General features: G+C 40.2%; 18 protein-coding genes and 1 pseudogene. 8 read left to right on the top strand and 11 right to left on the bottom strand.

The window, feature by feature from the left end; genetic code table 11:
- The first annotated feature begins 188 nt into the window (after positions 1-188).
- Positions 189-539, top strand: coding sequence for a VOC family protein (locus ACTHPA_RS03260; protein ID WP_440498647.1), 351 nt, complete (start codon positions 189-191; stop codon positions 537-539).
- A gap of 121 nt (positions 540-660) precedes the next feature.
- Here ACTHPA_RS03260 and ACTHPA_RS03255 read toward each other — a convergent pair whose 3' ends face one another.
- The 4 genes from ACTHPA_RS03255 to ACTHPA_RS03240 form a co-directional block, all read right to left on the bottom strand.
- A complete protein-coding gene (locus ACTHPA_RS03255) occupies positions 661-3045 on the bottom strand; it encodes a polyprenyl synthetase family protein (RefSeq protein WP_440498646.1) in 2385 nt (794 codons plus the stop codon).
- A gap of 224 nt (positions 3046-3269) precedes the next feature.
- Entirely contained in the window at positions 3270-4298 is a 1029-nt protein-coding gene (splB, locus tag ACTHPA_RS03250) for a spore photoproduct lyase (protein ID WP_440498644.1), read from the bottom strand.
- 105 nt (positions 4299-4403) lie between these two features.
- Positions 4404-5600 carry a DUF4317 domain-containing protein gene (locus ACTHPA_RS03245; RefSeq protein ID WP_440498643.1) on the bottom strand — a complete coding sequence of 399 codons (1197 nt, stop codon included), beginning with the start codon at positions 5598-5600 and terminating at the stop codon, positions 4404-4406.
- Positions 5601-5777: 177 nt separating this feature from the next.
- Positions 5778-6056, bottom strand: a complete 279-nt coding sequence (locus ACTHPA_RS03240) for a hypothetical protein (protein WP_440498642.1) — start codon at positions 6054-6056, stop codon at positions 5778-5780.
- 153 nt (positions 6057-6209) lie between these two features.
- On the opposite strand from ACTHPA_RS03240, the gene ACTHPA_RS03235 reads away from it, so the two are divergent.
- Positions 6210-6332 carry a hypothetical protein gene (locus ACTHPA_RS03235; RefSeq protein WP_440498640.1) on the top strand — a complete coding sequence of 41 codons (123 nt, stop codon included), beginning with the start codon at positions 6210-6212 and terminating at the stop codon, positions 6330-6332.
- Between the two features lie 73 nt (positions 6333-6405).
- Here the strand turns inward: ACTHPA_RS03235 and ACTHPA_RS03230 are convergent, their stop codons facing one another.
- Positions 6406-7140 (bottom strand): SDR family NAD(P)-dependent oxidoreductase, encoded by a 735-nt coding sequence (locus tag ACTHPA_RS03230; protein WP_440498638.1) that lies wholly within the window; start codon positions 7138-7140, stop codon positions 6406-6408.
- 250 nt (positions 7141-7390) lie between these two features.
- Between ACTHPA_RS03230 and ACTHPA_RS03225 the strand changes: the two genes are divergently transcribed.
- From ACTHPA_RS03225 to ACTHPA_RS03210, 4 genes are all read left to right on the top strand, one after another.
- Complete coding sequence (locus ACTHPA_RS03225; RefSeq protein ID WP_440498636.1) at positions 7391-7831, top strand: GNAT family N-acetyltransferase; 441 nt, start codon at positions 7391-7393, stop codon at positions 7829-7831.
- Positions 7832-7970: 139 nt separating this feature from the next.
- Positions 7971-8624 carry a GntR family transcriptional regulator gene (locus ACTHPA_RS03220; RefSeq protein WP_440498634.1) on the top strand — a complete coding sequence of 218 codons (654 nt, stop codon included), beginning with the start codon at positions 7971-7973 and terminating at the stop codon, positions 8622-8624.
- Positions 8625-8652: 28 nt separating this feature from the next.
- Positions 8653-9072, top strand: a complete 420-nt coding sequence (locus ACTHPA_RS03215; RefSeq protein ID WP_440498632.1) for a CidA/LrgA family protein — start codon at positions 8653-8655, stop codon at positions 9070-9072.
- Positions 9042-9734 carry an LrgB family protein gene (locus ACTHPA_RS03210; protein WP_440498630.1) on the top strand — a complete coding sequence of 231 codons (693 nt, stop codon included), beginning with the start codon at positions 9042-9044 and terminating at the stop codon, positions 9732-9734. The genes ACTHPA_RS03215 and ACTHPA_RS03210 overlap by 31 nt, the downstream gene beginning before the upstream one ends.
- Positions 9735-9806: 72 nt before the next feature.
- On the opposite strand, the gene ACTHPA_RS03205 is transcribed toward ACTHPA_RS03210, so the two are convergent.
- Positions 9807-10289 (bottom strand): nucleoside deaminase, encoded by a 483-nt coding sequence (locus tag ACTHPA_RS03205; RefSeq protein ID WP_440498629.1) that lies wholly within the window; start codon positions 10287-10289, stop codon positions 9807-9809.
- Between the two features lie 82 nt (positions 10290-10371).
- On the opposite strand from ACTHPA_RS03205, the gene ACTHPA_RS03200 reads away from it, so the two are divergent.
- Together ACTHPA_RS03200 and ACTHPA_RS03195 are read left to right on the top strand one after the other, a co-directional pair.
- Positions 10372-11343 carry an aromatic acid exporter family protein gene (locus tag ACTHPA_RS03200; RefSeq protein ID WP_440498628.1) on the top strand — a complete coding sequence of 324 codons (972 nt, stop codon included), beginning with the start codon at positions 10372-10374 and terminating at the stop codon, positions 11341-11343.
- A 134-nt stretch (positions 11344-11477) separates the two neighbouring features.
- Positions 11478-11834: pseudogene (locus ACTHPA_RS03195) on the top strand (staygreen family protein); the annotation flags it as partial.
- 284 nt (positions 11835-12118) lie between these two features.
- Here the strand turns inward: ACTHPA_RS03195 and ACTHPA_RS03190 are convergent.
- The 5 genes from ACTHPA_RS03190 to ACTHPA_RS03170 all read right to left on the bottom strand — a co-directional run bounded on the left by ACTHPA_RS03190 (position 12119) and on the right by ACTHPA_RS03170 (position 17136).
- Positions 12119-13627, bottom strand: a complete 1509-nt coding sequence (locus tag ACTHPA_RS03190; RefSeq protein ID WP_440498626.1) for a DUF1846 domain-containing protein — start codon at positions 13625-13627, stop codon at positions 12119-12121.
- Between the two features lie 398 nt (positions 13628-14025).
- Positions 14026-14505 carry a 23S rRNA (pseudouridine(1915)-N(3))-methyltransferase RlmH gene (gene rlmH, locus ACTHPA_RS03185; protein WP_440498624.1) on the bottom strand — a complete coding sequence of 160 codons (480 nt, stop codon included), beginning with the start codon at positions 14503-14505 and terminating at the stop codon, positions 14026-14028.
- 79 nt (positions 14506-14584) lie between these two features.
- The gene (locus ACTHPA_RS03180) at positions 14585-14749 is read right to left on the bottom strand and encodes a CxxH/CxxC protein (protein ID WP_440498623.1); all 165 of its coding nucleotides are present in this window, start codon (positions 14747-14749) and stop codon (positions 14585-14587) included.
- 199 nt (positions 14750-14948) lie between these two features.
- Positions 14949-16214, bottom strand: coding sequence for a S1C family serine protease (locus ACTHPA_RS03175; RefSeq protein ID WP_440498622.1), 1266 nt, complete (start codon positions 16212-16214; stop codon positions 14949-14951).
- A gap of 133 nt (positions 16215-16347) precedes the next feature.
- Complete coding sequence (locus ACTHPA_RS03170) at positions 16348-17136, bottom strand: MBL fold metallo-hydrolase (protein WP_440498621.1); 789 nt, start codon at positions 17134-17136, stop codon at positions 16348-16350.
- Positions 17137-17148: the final 12 nt, after the last annotated feature.

Genomic DNA, 17148 nt, shown 5'->3' with positions numbered 1-17148 from the left:
TAAAAATTACATATAATTAAATTTTATCATATAATCTAAATATATAATTACTATTGATATAGAAATACTTCTTTAGCGAGCGAGTGATTGCTGGATATGTTTTTATACAATTGGCAAGTAGGGGAAGAATGGTTTGCATAGTGTGAATCACTTATTAACATATCAAACTGAAAAGGAATGATAAAACGATGAAGGAAAAATTTGTTGAGCGAATCGATGCGGTATTTTTGCCAGTGAAAAATCTTGAAGAATCATTAGCTTGGTACCAAAGTGTTTTTCACTTTCCACTGCGTTGGAAAAATAAACGGATGGCAGGCTTGGAGATAGCCAATAACTGCGGCTTCCACCTCGTTGAAGTTAATGATTACGAACCTAGCAAACAGTATACACCGTTTAATTTCGTAGTTGAAGATGCTGAAAAGGTACGAGAAATGTTAATGGAAAAAAACATCACCGTATCTAACTGGAGACACGGTGAACCAAAACGTTTCGATGTATCAGACATTAACAATAATCTAATCAGCGTCATTCAAATCTAAAGATTGTTAGGTGCTTATGCACCCCATCAAAATGCATGCTTATTCTAAAATGAGCGAATGAAACACCGATCATACGATCTTCAGGTACCATAACTTTATTGAAAAATTCATAGGTAAACTTTTAATTGTCCCTGTTAACAATATAACTTAAAAAGTGTTTCAGGTAGGTTGTTTTGTGCTGCATCTGTTGCAACGTTTCCATGGCGGTACAGTAGTGATCCCACATCGCTTCACGGGCACCTTCTGCACCGAGAATCGATACGAAGGTTGAATTATTGTTTTCCGCGTCCTTGCCGGATGGCTTTCCGAGAGATTCCTCATCCCCTTCAACATCGAGCAAGTCGTCCTTGATCTGAAAAGCGATACCAGCGTGATAGGCAAATTGCTTAAGTGCTTCCAGTTCGGATTCTTGTTTCCCCGCTAGAATTGCAGGCATAACGAGAGAGGCTTCGAAGCCTATGCCCGTTTTATAAAAGCACATTGTATTTAACTGTTCCAAAGTTAATTGCTTGCCTTTAGAGTTCAAATCCATCGCTTGGCCTTTACACATGTCAGTTGTCTTTCCAGCCGAATATTGAATTAGGCGAAGAACCGTTTTCGGGTCAAACCGGTCAAGCGATGCTTGTTCTTCTACCGCCTTTTGAGTTAAATATAGACCCGTTAATTCCGCCACGGCTGAATTATAAACATGATGCAGCGTCGGTCGTCCCCTGCGAATGGATGAATTATCTTGAGACGGCAGATCATCGAAAATGAGAGAAGCAGTATGCATATATTCCAATGATTTCAGTAAGGGCACGATCGCAGATTGATCCAACCCATATTCATGTACACCCATCACCCACGTTACGATTGGTCTAAGCCGCTTTCCATCGCCATACAAACTATAATTTGCAGCACTGACAATTGGATCTTCCCACAATGAAGCATCATCACTTTCATTGATATACAACAATTCGTTTATTTGACCTCGTACGGTTTTGACCGTGTCTAAAAAGGCTTCTCTCTCTTTCCCTTCCTCTTTCAAATTGGCTAGAATATGGTCCCGAAGTAATTTATCAAAGAAATCGACATCATCCGCTTTCCGGACCATCTTTTGGATGAGTCTATCGAATTTGGAATCTCCGGTTGCGAATAACTGCATCACTTCGTTATATTTTTTATCTCCCGCACGCTCTTTAAATCGTTTTAGTCCATTTATCGCACGGTTTAACATTACTTCACGTGTCTTTTTATCCGAATGATACACGTTATGAATCAAATTAGAGATGACGGTCCAATACAACTCAAAAGGGTTTATGAGATCCGAACGCGTACGATGATATTTCAAATAATACGTATAAGGTGTAACTGCGCCAGCCTCCAAGTCATCAAACATATCTGCAAAATCGTCAGCTAACTGATTATATATACCGTAAAAGAATGTTCGGTTGTCAAACCCGTCATCCTCTTTAGCACTAAGAACCGATCGGACAATTAAACGGGAAGAAGCCGATTTTAAAATAACCGGGATATAAAGCTCTTCATTCGTATAAGTTGCGTGTACTAAATCTTTTTCCCGATCCATTTCCTGGGCATGAAAAAATACGTAAGATTGCTCAAAGAAAAGATCTTTTGTTTCTTGTCGCAAGCAACCTTGAATATACGCAAAGGCTTCTCGGAGTTCGGAATGGATATAGTGAATCAAATCCTTATTATTTCCCGTCCACACCCCTAATTCAGGTACGGAACATGTAATAAGGGTTGTACGTATCAAACTTGAATATTGTTTTTTCTCATCTTCGGATAAGACATTTGAGTCCAATAAATCGTCAATAAAAGGATAGGTTAGGCCATACGAATAGCCCAATCTTATCGCTTCATCCAACTTTCGGGTCCGTTCTGCGGCCGTATCCTCATCACTCATCTCTTCAATCTGATGCATGATGACCCCAGCAATGATTTTTATTAGCTTCCGCTTCGCCTCTTCAGCATTAAGCCCTTCAGGAATATTAGAAGATACCGACTTCAGTTTATTCATCAACCAAATAAACGTCGACTCAACGCCTTCTCTTTCGGCCCAACGATATAAACTTGCCATGCTGAACATCTCAGTTTGTTCGCCACTGCCGGTTGATCTGGATAGTGGTAGATGCTTTTTTATGTCATGAACTACATTCTTGATTCTGTTAAGCGTGTTAGGTGAGTCAAGTGATTTACCCAGATCACGCAAGAAGATATAAGAGATGCTTCGATCCAAGTAGTTATCGAGTTTTCCCGTGTAATCAAGCCATTGAAGATAACCATGATATCCTCGAGAACCAGTTCTACCCTTTCCACGGGAAAACAACGATGCCAATGTATTGGGGTGAATATGATTCTGTTTCCAAGTCTGTATATCTTTCGTTAAGGTAGTGGCATACATCTTGTTTGCAAGCTTTCCAGAAAGTGTTTCAAAATAATCTGCAGCCTTCTTCTCAGCAAGTTGATAATAAGTATCGGCATTCTTTTGTAACTTCTCATTCATACTAATTACCTCTACTTCATTTTTTAGTTGCTTGTAAATAGTCATATTACTATATGCAATGGCAGGACATTGTCTGAATGATAAAACTAGACAAATGGGAGTAGGGAATCCAAATTCGAATTATCTACAAAAAAGAAGTATCCAAAGCAACAGTATAGCTTTGGATACTTCTTTATTATAACAAAGAGGAGACCGAAAACAGAAAATCAAACTTCCAATTTGTTTCACGTGAAATATTCTATTTTGGCATTCGGAAAGTACTTACCCATATAGCCATATAAATGTTCCTTTAATTCATCTTCCTCATCTTTTTGATAAATGTATTTGCCAATGCCGTATTTGCCCCATTTATAACGTCGCTTTTCCTCGTCCAACTCGAGTTTTGTCTTCGGGTAATTTTTTTCAATAACCCTTTTCGCCGGCTTCGTAAATCGGTGCTGTATGAATTCAAATGTGATATCATCTCGGGCATCCATTGGCAATTCCTCGTCTAGTCGTTCAAACAAATGCCGATACCCTTCCTCCCAGCCTTCATGGATGTAAATGGGTGCGACGATAAAGCCGAGTGGGTAGCCTGCTCTTGCCACCTTCCCTGCAGCTTCAATGCGCTTCGCCAATGGAGATGTGCCTGGCTCAAAGTTTTTTATGACGTAGTCGGCATTCACACTGAATCGGAATCGGGTGTGTCCATTATGCTTGGCATCAAGCAGATGGTCTACATAATGGAATTTCGTCACAAACCGTAGCCGTCCCAATTCCGTTTGTCCAAAATGTTCAATGGCCTTTTTTAATGAATGAGTCAGATGATCAATACCTACAATGTCCGATGTACAAGCTGCTTCGAACCTGGTGATTTCAGGTGCCCGTTCTTCGATATAGTTGTCCGCGGCCGCAAAGATCTCCTCCACATTCACATACGTCCGGATATACGGTTTGGCTCCCATTGTCGTCTGCAAATAACAATAATGACAATGCCCCATACATCCTGTCGCTAAAGGAATTGCATACTCTGCTGATGGTTTTGACGTATCAAACTTCAGTGTTTTTCGTATCCCGACGACTAATGTCGATTTTGCGATTCGATACTTCTGGGCATCTGTCTCACCTGGCAAATCCCGAATTTGATTATGTGAAGTTGTAAATCTGATTTCAATCCCCATTTTCTCGAATTTCTCTTTCAATTGTTTCCCGAGCGGATATTCCAATGTTTTCGGTTCAAAATAGACAAGCTGTGGTGTAAAAGGTTTATTCATATTGCGTACCACTTGATCCATGTCGGTTATCCATGTGATCACCTTTCTCTTTTTTCTTAGCTTGTCTTTAAAATGAGAAATTATTTAATGGGGATTTCGCCTCTTTTAATCCAACAAATCCTCTGAAATAAGCGTAAATCCTTCAATCATCGTGTCTTCCTCCACTTCGATCAATATGCAACGCTTTCCATTGACCGTCACTTGCCTCACGAACCGCAAATCTTGCGGGCTGATGGCGATGTTCGCGACTTTCGTTTCGATTTTGATGGACTTCGATGTGTAACTAGGAACGATATGACTCGCCTTCATTTCGTACGTATCATCATCGATCACTTTTCGGAATGCCATTTCCACTTTTTCAGCATTGACATCTTCCAAGCCGCTCGCCTTTAAGACCCGAGTCACTTCTTTCGTATCTAAAGTCGGAGTGCTTTCTTCTTCCTCCTCTTCGTCGTCCACTTCCATCATGCGCTGAATCTCATCATATACACTCGCAAGGGTTCGAGTATCCATTTCATCACCGACGACCGATTTTACAATTTCTTCAAAAACGACTTTATCTTCCTCTGCCGTCATAATTTCTTCCCCATCGAGCACATTCTCGATAAACTGGAAATTCGGCTTGTTTGCCTTGCCTGCAGAATATAGTACGTGATTGACGTCTGCTGTGTTGTCCGTAAAGCAAGGGAATAAAAACCCACCGATCGGAGACGTAAGATTAATGATGGGATCCGCTACAAAACTGGATTTAAACTCCTTTTCAACGAAATCGAACACGAGCGATCGTTTCGGCTCCACTGTCTGATTCATACTGCAAAGGATGAAGGGGTTCTTGTATACCTCGTCTCGTGCTGCAACTTCCGACTCTTCGCTATTCCGCTTCGTCGGTTTGTAATAATTCCCGCGAATAAAGGTAATGACGATATCTTTTTCGTATTGAATGTCCTGCACCATCTTTTGCGCGATGCGCTGCATATCCGCCTTCCATCCTTCCACATCATCTGCATGAAGCCCCTCATAAAGAATCCGTTGCGTATGATTCTCGTCCTGCTCCTCCTCCGATTGACGTCGAAACTTCACTTCGAATAGCTTAGCGTCCAGTTTACCGCCCAATACTTTTTTAAAATTGTTTAGGAATAATTCCTGCTGTTCCCTATCCAACAAAGAAAACGGCTGACAAACTTCGTGATAGATTTCACTGCTCTCCTGCCTGATGTACACGTTATAAATATCCATGATTTTTAATAAATCCGTATCCAACTTAAAACGTTTGCGAATATCCGCAATAGCTTTTTTGTTCATTTATAATTCCAACTCCCTGGCTATCATATAGAAAAAAGAGCGTCCAAAGCGATCACTCAGCTTTCGACACTCCTTTATTATAGCAATGTTTATCAGGGTAGAAGGAACACAATCAATTTCGAAAATATTTCATTTGAAAAATAACCCCATAATATCAGTGAGGGTCACTGTCCCAAATTACTCTTCCTCTACTTGCTCCTGCGCTTCGTTCAATTGCCGCTTCATCAAGTCCAACTGTTCCTTGTTTTGCTGGACAGTATCCATATGTTCGTTTCGTTCTACTGCGTTGGCAAATGCGTTTTCTGCACGAAAGATTGAGTTAAATGCATGCTCAATCGCCATCTCTTCAGGGTGTGACATCGCTTGTTTCACAGAGCGATCTGCTTTTAGGACAGAGTTGCTTAGAAAAGTACTTGGGTGATCCTTTTTCCAACTCGGTTTTGAGTCCTTCGCCATTTACGTTTTCCCTCCTGCAAATAGGATAAGTTACAGCGAGCTTAGTATTGTAAAATATCGTGAAACTATGCGCAGAATACATTCCCTATACGATTAATGTTTAGAAACACTACAATAGTGGTATATAAAGAAGATGAAAGGCAGGTGAATTACATGACAAAACAATGGAACTTTATTATCGGAAATAAACTTATCACCATTTATGATACAGATAAGAGTTTGGCCGAGGAAAAGGCTCGTGCACTGTATGAAGAACTACAAAATAGTAATGGTTAAAAACACCAGCCGGTGGAGGCTGGTGTTTATTAATTTCTTGAACCCCAATAATATTTGGAGCCCTTCTTAGTATTTATTGTGCTGAGAATCCCCCGTCTATCGTTAGTTCTGCACCTGAGATATAAGACGATTCATCCGATGCCAAGAATAATGCTGCGTTTGCAATGTCAGCCGGTTTACCTAAACGTTGCAACGGCGTTGCCTGGATCAATCGTCCGAGAAGATCTTGGGATGTGCTTAAGGACTGTGTCATAGGTGTTTCTATAATGCCAGGAAACAGAGCATTTACACGAACTCCTTGATGGCCGAATGTAGTCGCAGCTGCTTTAGATAGAGCACGTACAGCCCCCTTCGAAGCAGAATAGTGATTGAATCCTTGGCCGATTTGAGCCGTGTAGGATGAAATATTGACAATCGAACCTTGCTTTTGTACAGCCATATATGGAGCAACATGTTTTACACCGGCAAATGGACCAAAGCCATTAATTGAAAGCATTTTTTGCCAATCATCAAGATTAATATCTTGGTATGGTTTTTCTGATGAAATGCCAGCGTTATTGACGAGAATATCAATTTTACCAAAACGGTCGAACACTTCTTTTGCCAACACTTCCCATTCATCATCTGAGGTAACGTTTAATTTCATCCCATATACATTTTCTTTTTGGCTCGCTATTTCAAGTGCTTCATCATTAATATCTGCTGCAATGACAATTGCACCTTCCTGGCTGAATAAATCAACCATGCTAGCCCCAATGCCTGATGCCCCTCCAGTTACAATCGCTACTTTATTATCTAATCTTCCCATGAGAATTCCTCTTTTCCAATGTATTTAGATGTTTAAGTATTTTATATCTAAATGCTATCAAATTATTGTTCATATAACAACGAATAACTCTCCGCAAGTTATTCCGATATAATTAAGGATGACTGCTGAAAGCTTGTTCAGCTTTTGTCTATACAGCTGTTGGCAATAGGTTTTCATTTCTATATACTTGCTACATTGACGATTTCAAAAATGAAATACTACTCTATTAAATCAAGAAAGGGCGAATTAAATGGAAGTAAAACAAATAACGATAGAACAAGATCTTGATAAGGCGTTTTTTATTAGGAAAGAAGTGTTTGTTAGAGAGCAAGGAGTGCCATTGGAAGATGAATTCGATGCATTTGACAAACTGGACGGACAATGTGAGCACATATTGGTGTATTACGAAGAACAGCCTGTCGGAACCGGAAGAATTAGGGTTGTTGATGGCGTAGGAAAACTAGAAAGAATTTGCATCCTGCCGGCTTATCGAAAATTTGGCCTAGGGAAAGTAATTGTTGACGCTCTAGAGAAGATCGCTGCCCAAAAAGGGTTATCTCTTGTTAAATTGCACGGACAAACACATGCAGAAGGTTTTTATCAGAAACTTGGCTATCGGACTTCATCCGATGTATTTATGGAAGACGGAATTCCACATATTGTAATGATAAAAGAATTAACCGGGAAATGATTAGAACAGCATAGATTGTATACTTCAAAAAATAGTGATATAATTTTATTGGCATCTGGTATACCAGATGCCAATACTTCGTTTACGCTATCAATTACGCAAATTCTACCTGCCGACTACTATGAAAAAGGTGATATCGATGAACTTCCTTAAAGCAGAACAACCCCCACTATTTAAGGATCATGCATATAAGGAAATTAAGAAGGCGATTATTCAACATGAAATTGAACCAGGATCTATGTTGAATGAGCGTTCGCTTAGTGAAAGCCTTGGGATTAGCCGTACTCCTTTAAAATTAGCTTTACAACAGTTGGAACTGGAAGGATGGATTACATCTGTACCGAGAAAAGGAATTTTCATCAAAACCATTAACAAGCGCGATGTGGACGATATTTTTCAATTGCGAAAAGCGAATGAAGTTTTGGTCATCGAACTGCTCATACCTCTTATTGATGACGAAGCAATTCATAGGATTGAAGTGATGGATAAACAACTGTTCGCGAATAAGGAAGATCCTGTACAGTTTGTGTACTATGATTCTTCCTTTCACTTGTCTTTAGCAGAGTTAAGCCAAAATCTCCGGCTTTATCAATTAATTGAAAATCTCACTGACCATTTTAATTGGTATCGGTTCGCTTCCTTGAAAGCAGGAAAAAGCTTGGATGAGATCCACTTCGAACATACATTGATTATTGATGGCCTGAAAGCCGGAAATGTACGACAAGCAACGGATGCTGTCATTAATCATATTGATAAAGCGCATGCCACCATAATTGCAAATCTTAAAGAATAAAGGATTAAAAGAAGGGAGTTGTTTACTATTGAAACAGCACATCAAGAAAACTCTCGTCATTGTTTTACAAATTTGTATTTTATATGTCTTTTCCTATATTGGAAACGTCATTCAAAACTTTTTCCACTTAATCATTCCAGGTAGTATCATAGGACTCTTATTACTTTTTATTTGTTTATGTATGAAGATTGTTCCAGTCAAATGGATTGAAACGGGAGCAGGATTCGTATTAAGTGTATTAGTATTGTTTTTTATTCCAACAACAGTTGATATCATGAACTATCCTTCATTACTCTCCTTTCATGGTGCGTTGTTCGTTTTGGCCGTTCTATTCAGTACTATCATTTCAATTGCTATTACAGGAATGGCTGGGCAATTTTTTGAGAAAAAGGCACAAAAAAGAAAGGATGATGAAGAATGCAACAAGCTTCACTCGCATTCTGCATGATACTATTAACGGTCATTGCTTATCTTGCGATGGCTAAAGTTTATAAACGGTATTCATACTCATTTTTAATACCTGTTTTAACTGCCACTACGATTATTATCATTGTCCTGTCGGTGTTTCATATTCCATATGAGAGCTATATGGTAGGAGGGCAATGGATCAGTTCACTATTAGGCCCATCCGTCGTTGCACTTGCTTACCCATTGTATAAGCAACGCCGTTTTTTACTTGATCATCTGCTGCCTATAGCAGGTGGCGTGTTGGTTGGTGCTAGCTCCGGAATGGTCACTGTTGCTCTCATAGCTAAAATCTTCGGAATCGATCATTCACTCACCATGTCCCTTATCCCAAAATCCATTACGACACCTGTCGCAATTGAAGTCGCTAAAGGATTGGGCGGGAATGCCTCATTGGCAGTTGTCAGTGTTATGTTTGCAGGAATCTTCGGTGTTATCGTTGCTCCTACTATTTATAAATTATTGCGAGTTCATAGCCCCCTTGGCAGAGGGATCGCTCTTGGCAGTGCATCACATGCGATAGGGACTTCCAAAGCAGCTGAATACGGTGAAATTGCCTTTTCAATGAGCTCTATCACAATGGCATTATGTGCAATTATCGGCTCAGTACTTGGACCGATTGTTGTTTGGTTATTTCATGTTTGAGAAGCTCAATAATTGCATAAAAAACCACCTAGAACATTGTAATAACAAAATTCTAAGTGGTTTTCGCTTTTTTCATTGTCTATTTGCATAAAATTGACGATGGAGTTCATGGATTTGCTCAGCCAGTTCGGGAACAGGGCCCTCTATTGTCGTATCACGAATAACATCTTGGATAGGAAGATTCCTTACGCGCGAAGGAGCAACTCCCATTTCACTCAGCCATTGTACTAGCTGTTCGGATGAACTTGCATACACGATCCTGCCTAACCCAACCCACCCATGAGCCGCAGCACACATAGGGCAATGCTCGCCAGAAGTGTATACTGTCGCCTTGCTTCTTTCTTCAGGAGTCATATTCGAGGCCGCCCATCGAGCTAATGCAAACTCTGGATGCTGAGTATGATCGCCGCCTGCCACATGGTTATGGTCTTCGGCAAGCACGTCTCCGTTGGCTGAGACAAGGACTGAACCAAATGGCTCGTCGCCTTTCTCCAGCGCGGTTGTAGCTAATTCAATACAACGTCGTAGGTACTTCAAATCTGAATCGGTTATCATAATTGAATCCTCTCCTCGTTCGTATTTTTATTTGATAGAATTTGGTTATAATGAAAGTATAACAAACAACAAGGTGATGTTTATGGTTGGAATGGGATATCGGACAATTAAAACTGCTATAGGCGCAGGGTTGGCAATTTGGATTGCAAGTTTATTCAATTTAGAGTTTGGATCATTTGCAGCCATCATCGTCATCATGTGCATTGAGAAGACTAAGAAAAAGACGTTGTATTCCATTCAAAAGAAGTTCTTTGCATCTCTTTTGTCGTTACTTCTTGGTTCCATATTTTTTGAACTGTTGGGATATCATCCGATTGTTTTAACTCTATTTATCTTATTGTTTGTCCCCGTCCTCATAAAAGCACGTATTCAGGAAGGTTTTGTAACGAGCATCGTTGTTGTTTTGCATATTTATACGGTCAAGGAAGCCAACCTGGAAAACGTTTTGAATGAACTCTATATAATTTTTATCGGCATCGGAATCGCCATACTCGTAAACAGCATTATGCCAAGCTTTAAGAAAGAAATTGAAAACTATAAAACAGAAATCGAAAATAAATTCAGCGTTATTCTATACAAATTCTCTATTCTTTTAAAAGACGGCGATCAAAATTGGGATGGAAAAGAGTTAATTGAAGTCGAAAATATCCTGAATCGGGCTAAAAACATCGCTATACAAGATGTAGAAAATCATCTGTTACGCAAAGAAAACAAAGATTATTACTATCTCGAAATGCGGGAAGATCAATTGGAAATCTTAAAACAGATGGTTGGTATTATTAGCATCGTTTCTTCTTCGGAATTAGACGTCAAACAAAGAGGCATGCTTGCCGGCATTTTTCTCAACATCAGTCAACATGTAGATTCGGGAGATACAAGCATTGCATTAAAGCTATTAGAGGAATACGAAGAGTCCATACGGGTGACAGAATTACCAAAGACAAGGGAAGAATTTGAAATCAGAGCAAATCTATTTTATTTAAACTTCGAGATCAAGAACTACTTAATTATCAAGAAGAATATTTTTAAAAGAGACAGTTTCCAGGCTAAGTAAGCTAAGGAAACTGTCTCTTTATTTTTTACTTATTTATGGAACGGTTCACCGTAATTAGTCTAAGTGCGATTTATCCATCTAACATAGTTTTAAGCACTATTTAAGGATTGAACCATTTGTAGCTCAATTAGAAAGATGCGACTGGTGATCTGTTTTTAACGATTGGAAATGAGTACGCTTGGGATCAAGTGAACCCTAAGATGAGAGATGAGGTCTTAGGTGAATGGATGATTAATGAGGAATCCTTATATCTCTATGTGTATTTATATATAGACCAAGGAGAATACACTCAAAATATAGCTGCAATACGCAATGAAATATTTAGACGTGAGTTACCACTTGCACTCACAGCTATTCGATATGGCGATAGATTCCTATTCAACACATACCCTAACCTCGATAACGCCACTATCATCGTTAATTTTATATCCACCTATCCTCAATTTGCTAAGCAAGAGAATTGGGGAACTTTCAGTAGTTTGTCTATGTAATACATTTAGCAATCATTGAAGGAAATTTACTATATTGATTTAAACATTTCATACAAAATAGCTAAGCTAGGCAAGATTTATTGAAAAGTCTTGACTAGCTTTTTTAAGTCCTTCAAAAACAGTATGCTAAAGCTTGTCTCTAATAGGTTCCAACAGACTTTCCGGCAGTTAATCCATTAATCCAAAAAGGTGTAGTCTTCTAATTAGAAGAAGACTACACCTTTTTAGTAAACATCTTCCTTAGACTTCCATATAAGAAGAAAAAGGCAGGCGTTTTCCAAAACCTAATTGTAATACAGGTTCTCAGTCGGATATACTGGATCATTGGTAATGTCGATTCCAAGCTTCTTAAAGGTCTGTTCGTTTTCCCTATTCAATATAACCGTAGAATGGGCTTGTGTGTCTTTTAAATTCGGCAGTTGCTTATAAGCCAGCTCAGATGTAGGGTTGGTGACCGCACTGATTGCCAGTGCAATCAGCACTTCATTGGCGCTTAGTGTCGGGACTCGGCTGTTCAAATCATCTGTTTTCAACCGTTGAATCGTCTGCAAAATCATAGGTGACAACAAATCAATTTCATCGGCAATATTGGCCAATTTCTTCAACCCATTCAGAATCGCGGCAGCCGAAGCATCCATCAAAGTTGTCGTTCGACCGGTGATCATCTCGCCATTTGGCAATTCTATTGCAATTACGGCTTGTAAATTCGTGCTGTCATTTCTCTCTTGGATTGCTTTCGCATAATTACGGGCAGGCAATACAGGTGCCCGATCCTCTTTCTTTAAGTCCGTCTCTTCCAGCATCACTTGCATGTGGCGTACACTATCTTCATCGGCAAGCCCCTTTTTATAGTCGTTCTCTACTACGAAACTGCGCCGAATGATTTCCTGCTTGGCAGCTTCCTGCACGACCATATCGTCTGTGATACCCGATTTCAGACGATTAACACCCATATCAGTCGGTGAGCGGTAAACAGACTCTTTACCAGTAATCCTTTCAATAATCCGTTTGATGACAGGAAACGTCTCAATGTCACGATTGTAATTGATCGCTACTTTCCCGTATGCTTCATAGTGATAATTGTCAATCATATTCACGTCTTTCAAATCGACGGTAGCCGCTTCATAAGCGATGTTTACTGGGTGCTTTAACGGCAAGTTCCAAACCGGAAAAGTCTCAAACTTTGCATAGCCGACTTTATTTCCCAGTTTATTCTCATGGTACATTTGGTTAAGGCAGGTTGCAAGCTTTCCGCTGGCCGGACCGGGTGCCGTTACTACCACGATTGGCTTTGTCGTTTTTATATAGGGATTCATCGCAAATCCCTCCTCACCAATGACCGCATCAACATTTGTGGGATAACCTTTGATTTCACTGTGGGTATAGACGCTAATTCCGTTTCTCTCAAGCTTGGTCATAAATACTTTGGCTGTTGGCTGTCCTTGATAACGAGTGAGCAAGACACTGTTGACAGAAATGTCATATGCCCGATATTCATCGATTAAGCGCAAGACATCTTGGTCATAAGTGATACCGTAATCTTCACGGACCTTGTTCCGTTCAATGTCTCCAGCATAAACACAGATGATGATTTCCGCATTTTCTTTCAGCGTATTCAATAATTTGATTTTGGCATCTTCATCAAATCCAGGCAAGACACGCTTGGCATGTTTGTCGCCTATCAATTTTCCGCCAAATTCCAAGTAAAGTTTATCATACTGCTGCACCCGTTCTAGGATGTAGGCAGATTGTTCTTGCAAATACTTCTCCAAATCAAATCCAATTTTCTTCATTTAAATTCCGCCCACCTTCTATACTTCAAGCTTTCTCTAAAAGCGATAGATAAAAACGGCTTAAGAGAAAAAACTAACTAAAATCCATCTTTTATCATTATAAAGCTATGAAAAAAAATGACAAAGGAAAACCGGCCCAATCGTTTCATCTTTGTATTCAAAATCTCCATTTAAATGTTTAACATCCATAGTATTGCATTTAGATTATCTTTCTAATCAGATGCAATATTAAATAACGACGAAAACCCACTATTCCATTTGGATAGGTTTCATTAACTGAGTTAATTTGATTTATCGTCGTAAGGAAAACGTTAGATTTAGGTTTAACAACTATATTATCTTTAGCATTTGTACACAACATGTATAAGTTAGAGTTTATTTAATATTATAAACCTCATTTACTTATGGTACGGTTCACCTTTAATAATCCGAAACCCTCGATACACCTGCTCCAACAACACCAATTTCATCAACTGATGCGGAAATGTCATCTTTGAGAAAGATAGCAGCTCATCCGCACGTTTCAATACATCATTATGTAATCCGAGAGATCCGCCGATGACGAAGACGACTTTGCTTCGGCCGTATGTCATTAAAGACTCCATTCCCGCCGCCAATTCCTCGCTCGTTTTCATCTTCCCTTCTATCGCTAGTGCAACAACGTATGCATCCGGGCTAATTTTAGCGAGGATCCGGTCTGCTTCTTTCTTTTTGACGATTTCCATATCGGCTTCGCTCAATGACTCGGGTGCTTTTTCATCCGACACTTCGACGAGATCGATTTTTGCATAGGAACCGAGTCGTTTGGCATACTCATCGATGCCCATTTTCAAATATTTTTCTTTTAGTTTGCCAACTGACACAATTGTAATATTCACAGGGTTGTCCACCTTTGCTGAAATGTTATACACAGAACTTATTCACATATCCACAGTAAAAACTATATATTGTGCCCGATTATCCGTTCGCCACAATATAAGATGCGGGTGTGTCACAGTACTCGCATTTTGTGGATAACTTTTTCTCATCTTCGATTTTTTCCATGATCGGGAATGTCTCCTCTTTTGCAACAAACACGTCAAGTGCATGATTGATATGGGTTTCACAGCTATATATTTTCATTGACCACACTTCTTTCTTCTTAGAATTTTTACACAATGTTATTCACAATTTTGATTTCTTATCCACATGCTCATAACTTTTACAGAAAAACAGGCAGTATAGCCGATGTTCTGCTATGCCGCCTGTTGTGGATAAATAAATATTACATCCTCGTAAAAAGTGTAACATTCTATTCAGTTTCACGCTCACTTTTATGCCATTAGAACGTATTGCCGTCCCTCAATTCCATTTCGATTTCTATCTGTTTTCCATCCCGGTACACTTTCATGTTCATCGTGTCGCCTACTTTTTTGTCATTGTATAAATGTTTTCGCAAGCTGACCATGTCTTCGATTTTCTTTCCATCCATCTCTACAATGACGTCATATTGTTGAACACCCGCCGCCTCGGCTGGCGTATTACGGAATACTTGAGTGACGATCACGCCGTTAGCTATGTCCTTCGGCAATTTCAGCACTCTTTGCTGTTCGGTTGAAGGAACATCTCGCAAATCAAGGAGACTTACACCCATTGTCGGTCGCTGAACCGTTCCGGTCTTTTCCAGATCCTTAATAATTGGCACGGCGATGTTGATTGGAATAGCGAGGCCAATTCCTTCCACTGTCGCTTCCGAGATTTTCATCGAATTGATGCCGACCAGTTGACCTGCCATATTAATAAGAGCACCCCCAGAGTTTCCGGGGTTTATGGCTGCATCGGTTTGAAGAACATCAGCTTGCCAATCGACTGTCCCGTTCTCATCGAAATCGATTGGAATCGATCTGTCCTTCCCCGATACGATACCCATCGTGACAGAACCTGCAAAACCGAGGCCAAGCGGGTTACCAATTGCAAGAACAGTTTCACCCCGCTTCAACGCATCAGAATCGCCGAAAGGAATCACTGTTTTTACATGTGCCGCATCGATTTCCACAACGGCTAAATCTGTCCACATATCACTGCCGACAAGCCTGCCGTCCACTTTTGTTCCATCATCAAATGTTATTTCAAGTCCTTGAGCGTTTTCGACAACGTGATGGTTTGTAACAATATACGCTTTGTCGCCTTCTTTCTTATAAATGACACCCGATCCACTGCCAGTCTCCCTAGTCGTTTCTGCCGAAGACCAAAAATCGCGCACTGTTTGCAAATTGGTAATGCCAACAACAGTATCTGTGACTTCGGAGACAATGTCAGTGACGTCTGTATTGATATCTACGGAAACCCGTTCACTAGACAGATTGTTTTCACCTGTCGTTTCGCTTCCGACTTGAGGTGTCACTTCTTCTTTATCGAAAGTAGAATTCATGATCAACCAGACGATGAGTCCACCGAGCAGTGCACCGAAAAGAGCTGGCAGGAATCCGCCACGACGCTTTGGCTTCGAAGGTCTTTCGCCGAATCTTGCCGGCTCTTCACGTCTTTCAGGTTCTTGGATATCCGGCCTTTCATCTTCATTGTCAGGTCTCTGATTAAACTCGTCCATTCTCCTCTCCCTTTCTATAGACAGTTACACTCACTTTACCCTAATCCGATTGTTTAAAATCAAGTTTTGTTTACCTTTAGGATATTTTCCAATTAAAAAAGCTTCACCCGAAGGCAAAGCTTTTCGACGATTATTAGACAGTGACAAGCTCTGTCGGTTTGTCCGCATCAGTATCATACAAATGTACAAATTCCCCTGATCGGATTCCGCATGCTTCCAATGTTTGCGAAACGCTCATCCTTGCAAGATCTTTCATATTGTTGTCCTTGCTCAAATGCGACAAATAGATTCTTGTTTCTTTTTGGGCTACAACTTCGCTCATTGCGACTGCGGCATCTTCATTGGAGACGTGCCCAACGTCACTCAGAATCCGGCGTTTGACGGACCATGGATAACGTCCCATTTGCAGCATACCGACATCATGATTGCTTTCAAATACGAATGCATCGGAACCCTGGATATGCCCTTTCATCCTGTCGCTCACATACCCCGTATCGGTGATAAGTGCCAGCTTACGATCCTTTTCATGGAAAACGTAAAACATTGGATCCGCAGCATCATGGGAAACTGCGAACGATTGAATATCAAGCGAGCCGAATGACATATTCGTTTCCATATTGAAGTGAAAACGCTGCTCCATCGGAATTTCGCCGACAAGCCCATTCATTGCAAGCCACGTCTTTTCATTCGCATAAATCGGTACTTTATATCGTCGCGCCAGCACACCGATCCCTTTAATATGGTCGCTATGTTCATGAGTTACGAGTATGCCATCTACATTATTCATGGAGCGGCCGATATTTTCTAACTGCTGCTCCATCCTTTTCGCACTAAGCCCTGCATCGACCAAAAAAGCATGCTCTTCGGTCTCTATATATATGGAATTGCCCGTACTGCCACTGGCGAGCACACTGAAACGCATATGAAAAACTCC

Origin of the sequence: Sporosarcina sp. SAFN-015, from assembly GCF_051966875.1 — a bacterium.
GTDB lineage: Bacteria > Bacillota > Bacilli > Bacillales_A > Planococcaceae > Sporosarcina.
Note: the sequence above shows the minus strand (reverse complement) of the source record. Positions and strands in the feature narration are given on the sequence as shown.

Bases quoted from the DNA above. Each gene is read 5' to 3' on its own strand.
- ACTHPA_RS03260 (WP_440498647.1), top strand. From the start codon at position 189: ATGAAGGAAAAATTTGTTGAGCGAATCGATGCGGTATTTTTGCCAGTG.
- ACTHPA_RS03255 (WP_440498646.1), bottom strand. From the start codon at position 3,045: ATGAATGAGAAGTTACAAAAGAATGCCGATACTTATTATCAACTTGCT.
- splB (WP_440498644.1), bottom strand. From the start codon at position 4,298: ATGAATAAACCTTTTACACCACAGCTTGTCTATTTTGAACCGAAAACA.
- ACTHPA_RS03245 (WP_440498643.1), bottom strand. From the start codon at position 5,600: ATGAACAAAAAAGCTATTGCGGATATTCGCAAACGTTTTAAGTTGGAT.
- ACTHPA_RS03240 (WP_440498642.1), bottom strand. From the start codon at position 6,056: ATGGCGAAGGACTCAAAACCGAGTTGGAAAAAGGATCACCCAAGTACT.
- ACTHPA_RS03235 (WP_440498640.1), top strand. From the start codon at position 6,210: ATGACAAAACAATGGAACTTTATTATCGGAAATAAACTTATCACCATT.
- ACTHPA_RS03230 (WP_440498638.1), bottom strand. From the start codon at position 7,140: ATGGGAAGATTAGATAATAAAGTAGCGATTGTAACTGGAGGGGCATCA.
- ACTHPA_RS03225 (WP_440498636.1), top strand. From the start codon at position 7,391: ATGGAAGTAAAACAAATAACGATAGAACAAGATCTTGATAAGGCGTTT.
- ACTHPA_RS03220 (WP_440498634.1), top strand. From the start codon at position 7,971: ATGAACTTCCTTAAAGCAGAACAACCCCCACTATTTAAGGATCATGCA.
- ACTHPA_RS03210 (WP_440498630.1), top strand. From the start codon at position 9,042: ATGCAACAAGCTTCACTCGCATTCTGCATGATACTATTAACGGTCATT.
- ACTHPA_RS03205 (WP_440498629.1), bottom strand. From the start codon at position 10,289: ATGATAACCGATTCAGATTTGAAGTACCTACGACGTTGTATTGAATTA.
- ACTHPA_RS03200 (WP_440498628.1), top strand. From the start codon at position 10,372: ATGGTTGGAATGGGATATCGGACAATTAAAACTGCTATAGGCGCAGGG.
- ACTHPA_RS03190 (WP_440498626.1), bottom strand. From the start codon at position 13,627: ATGAAGAAAATTGGATTTGATTTGGAGAAGTATTTGCAAGAACAATCT.
- ACTHPA_RS03180 (WP_440498623.1), bottom strand. From the start codon at position 14,749: ATGAAAATATATAGCTGTGAAACCCATATCAATCATGCACTTGACGTG.
- ACTHPA_RS03175 (WP_440498622.1), bottom strand. From the start codon at position 16,214: ATGGACGAGTTTAATCAGAGACCTGACAATGAAGATGAAAGGCCGGAT.
- ACTHPA_RS03170 (WP_440498621.1), bottom strand. From the start codon at position 17,136: ATGCGTTTCAGTGTGCTCGCCAGTGGCAGTACGGGCAATTCCATATAT.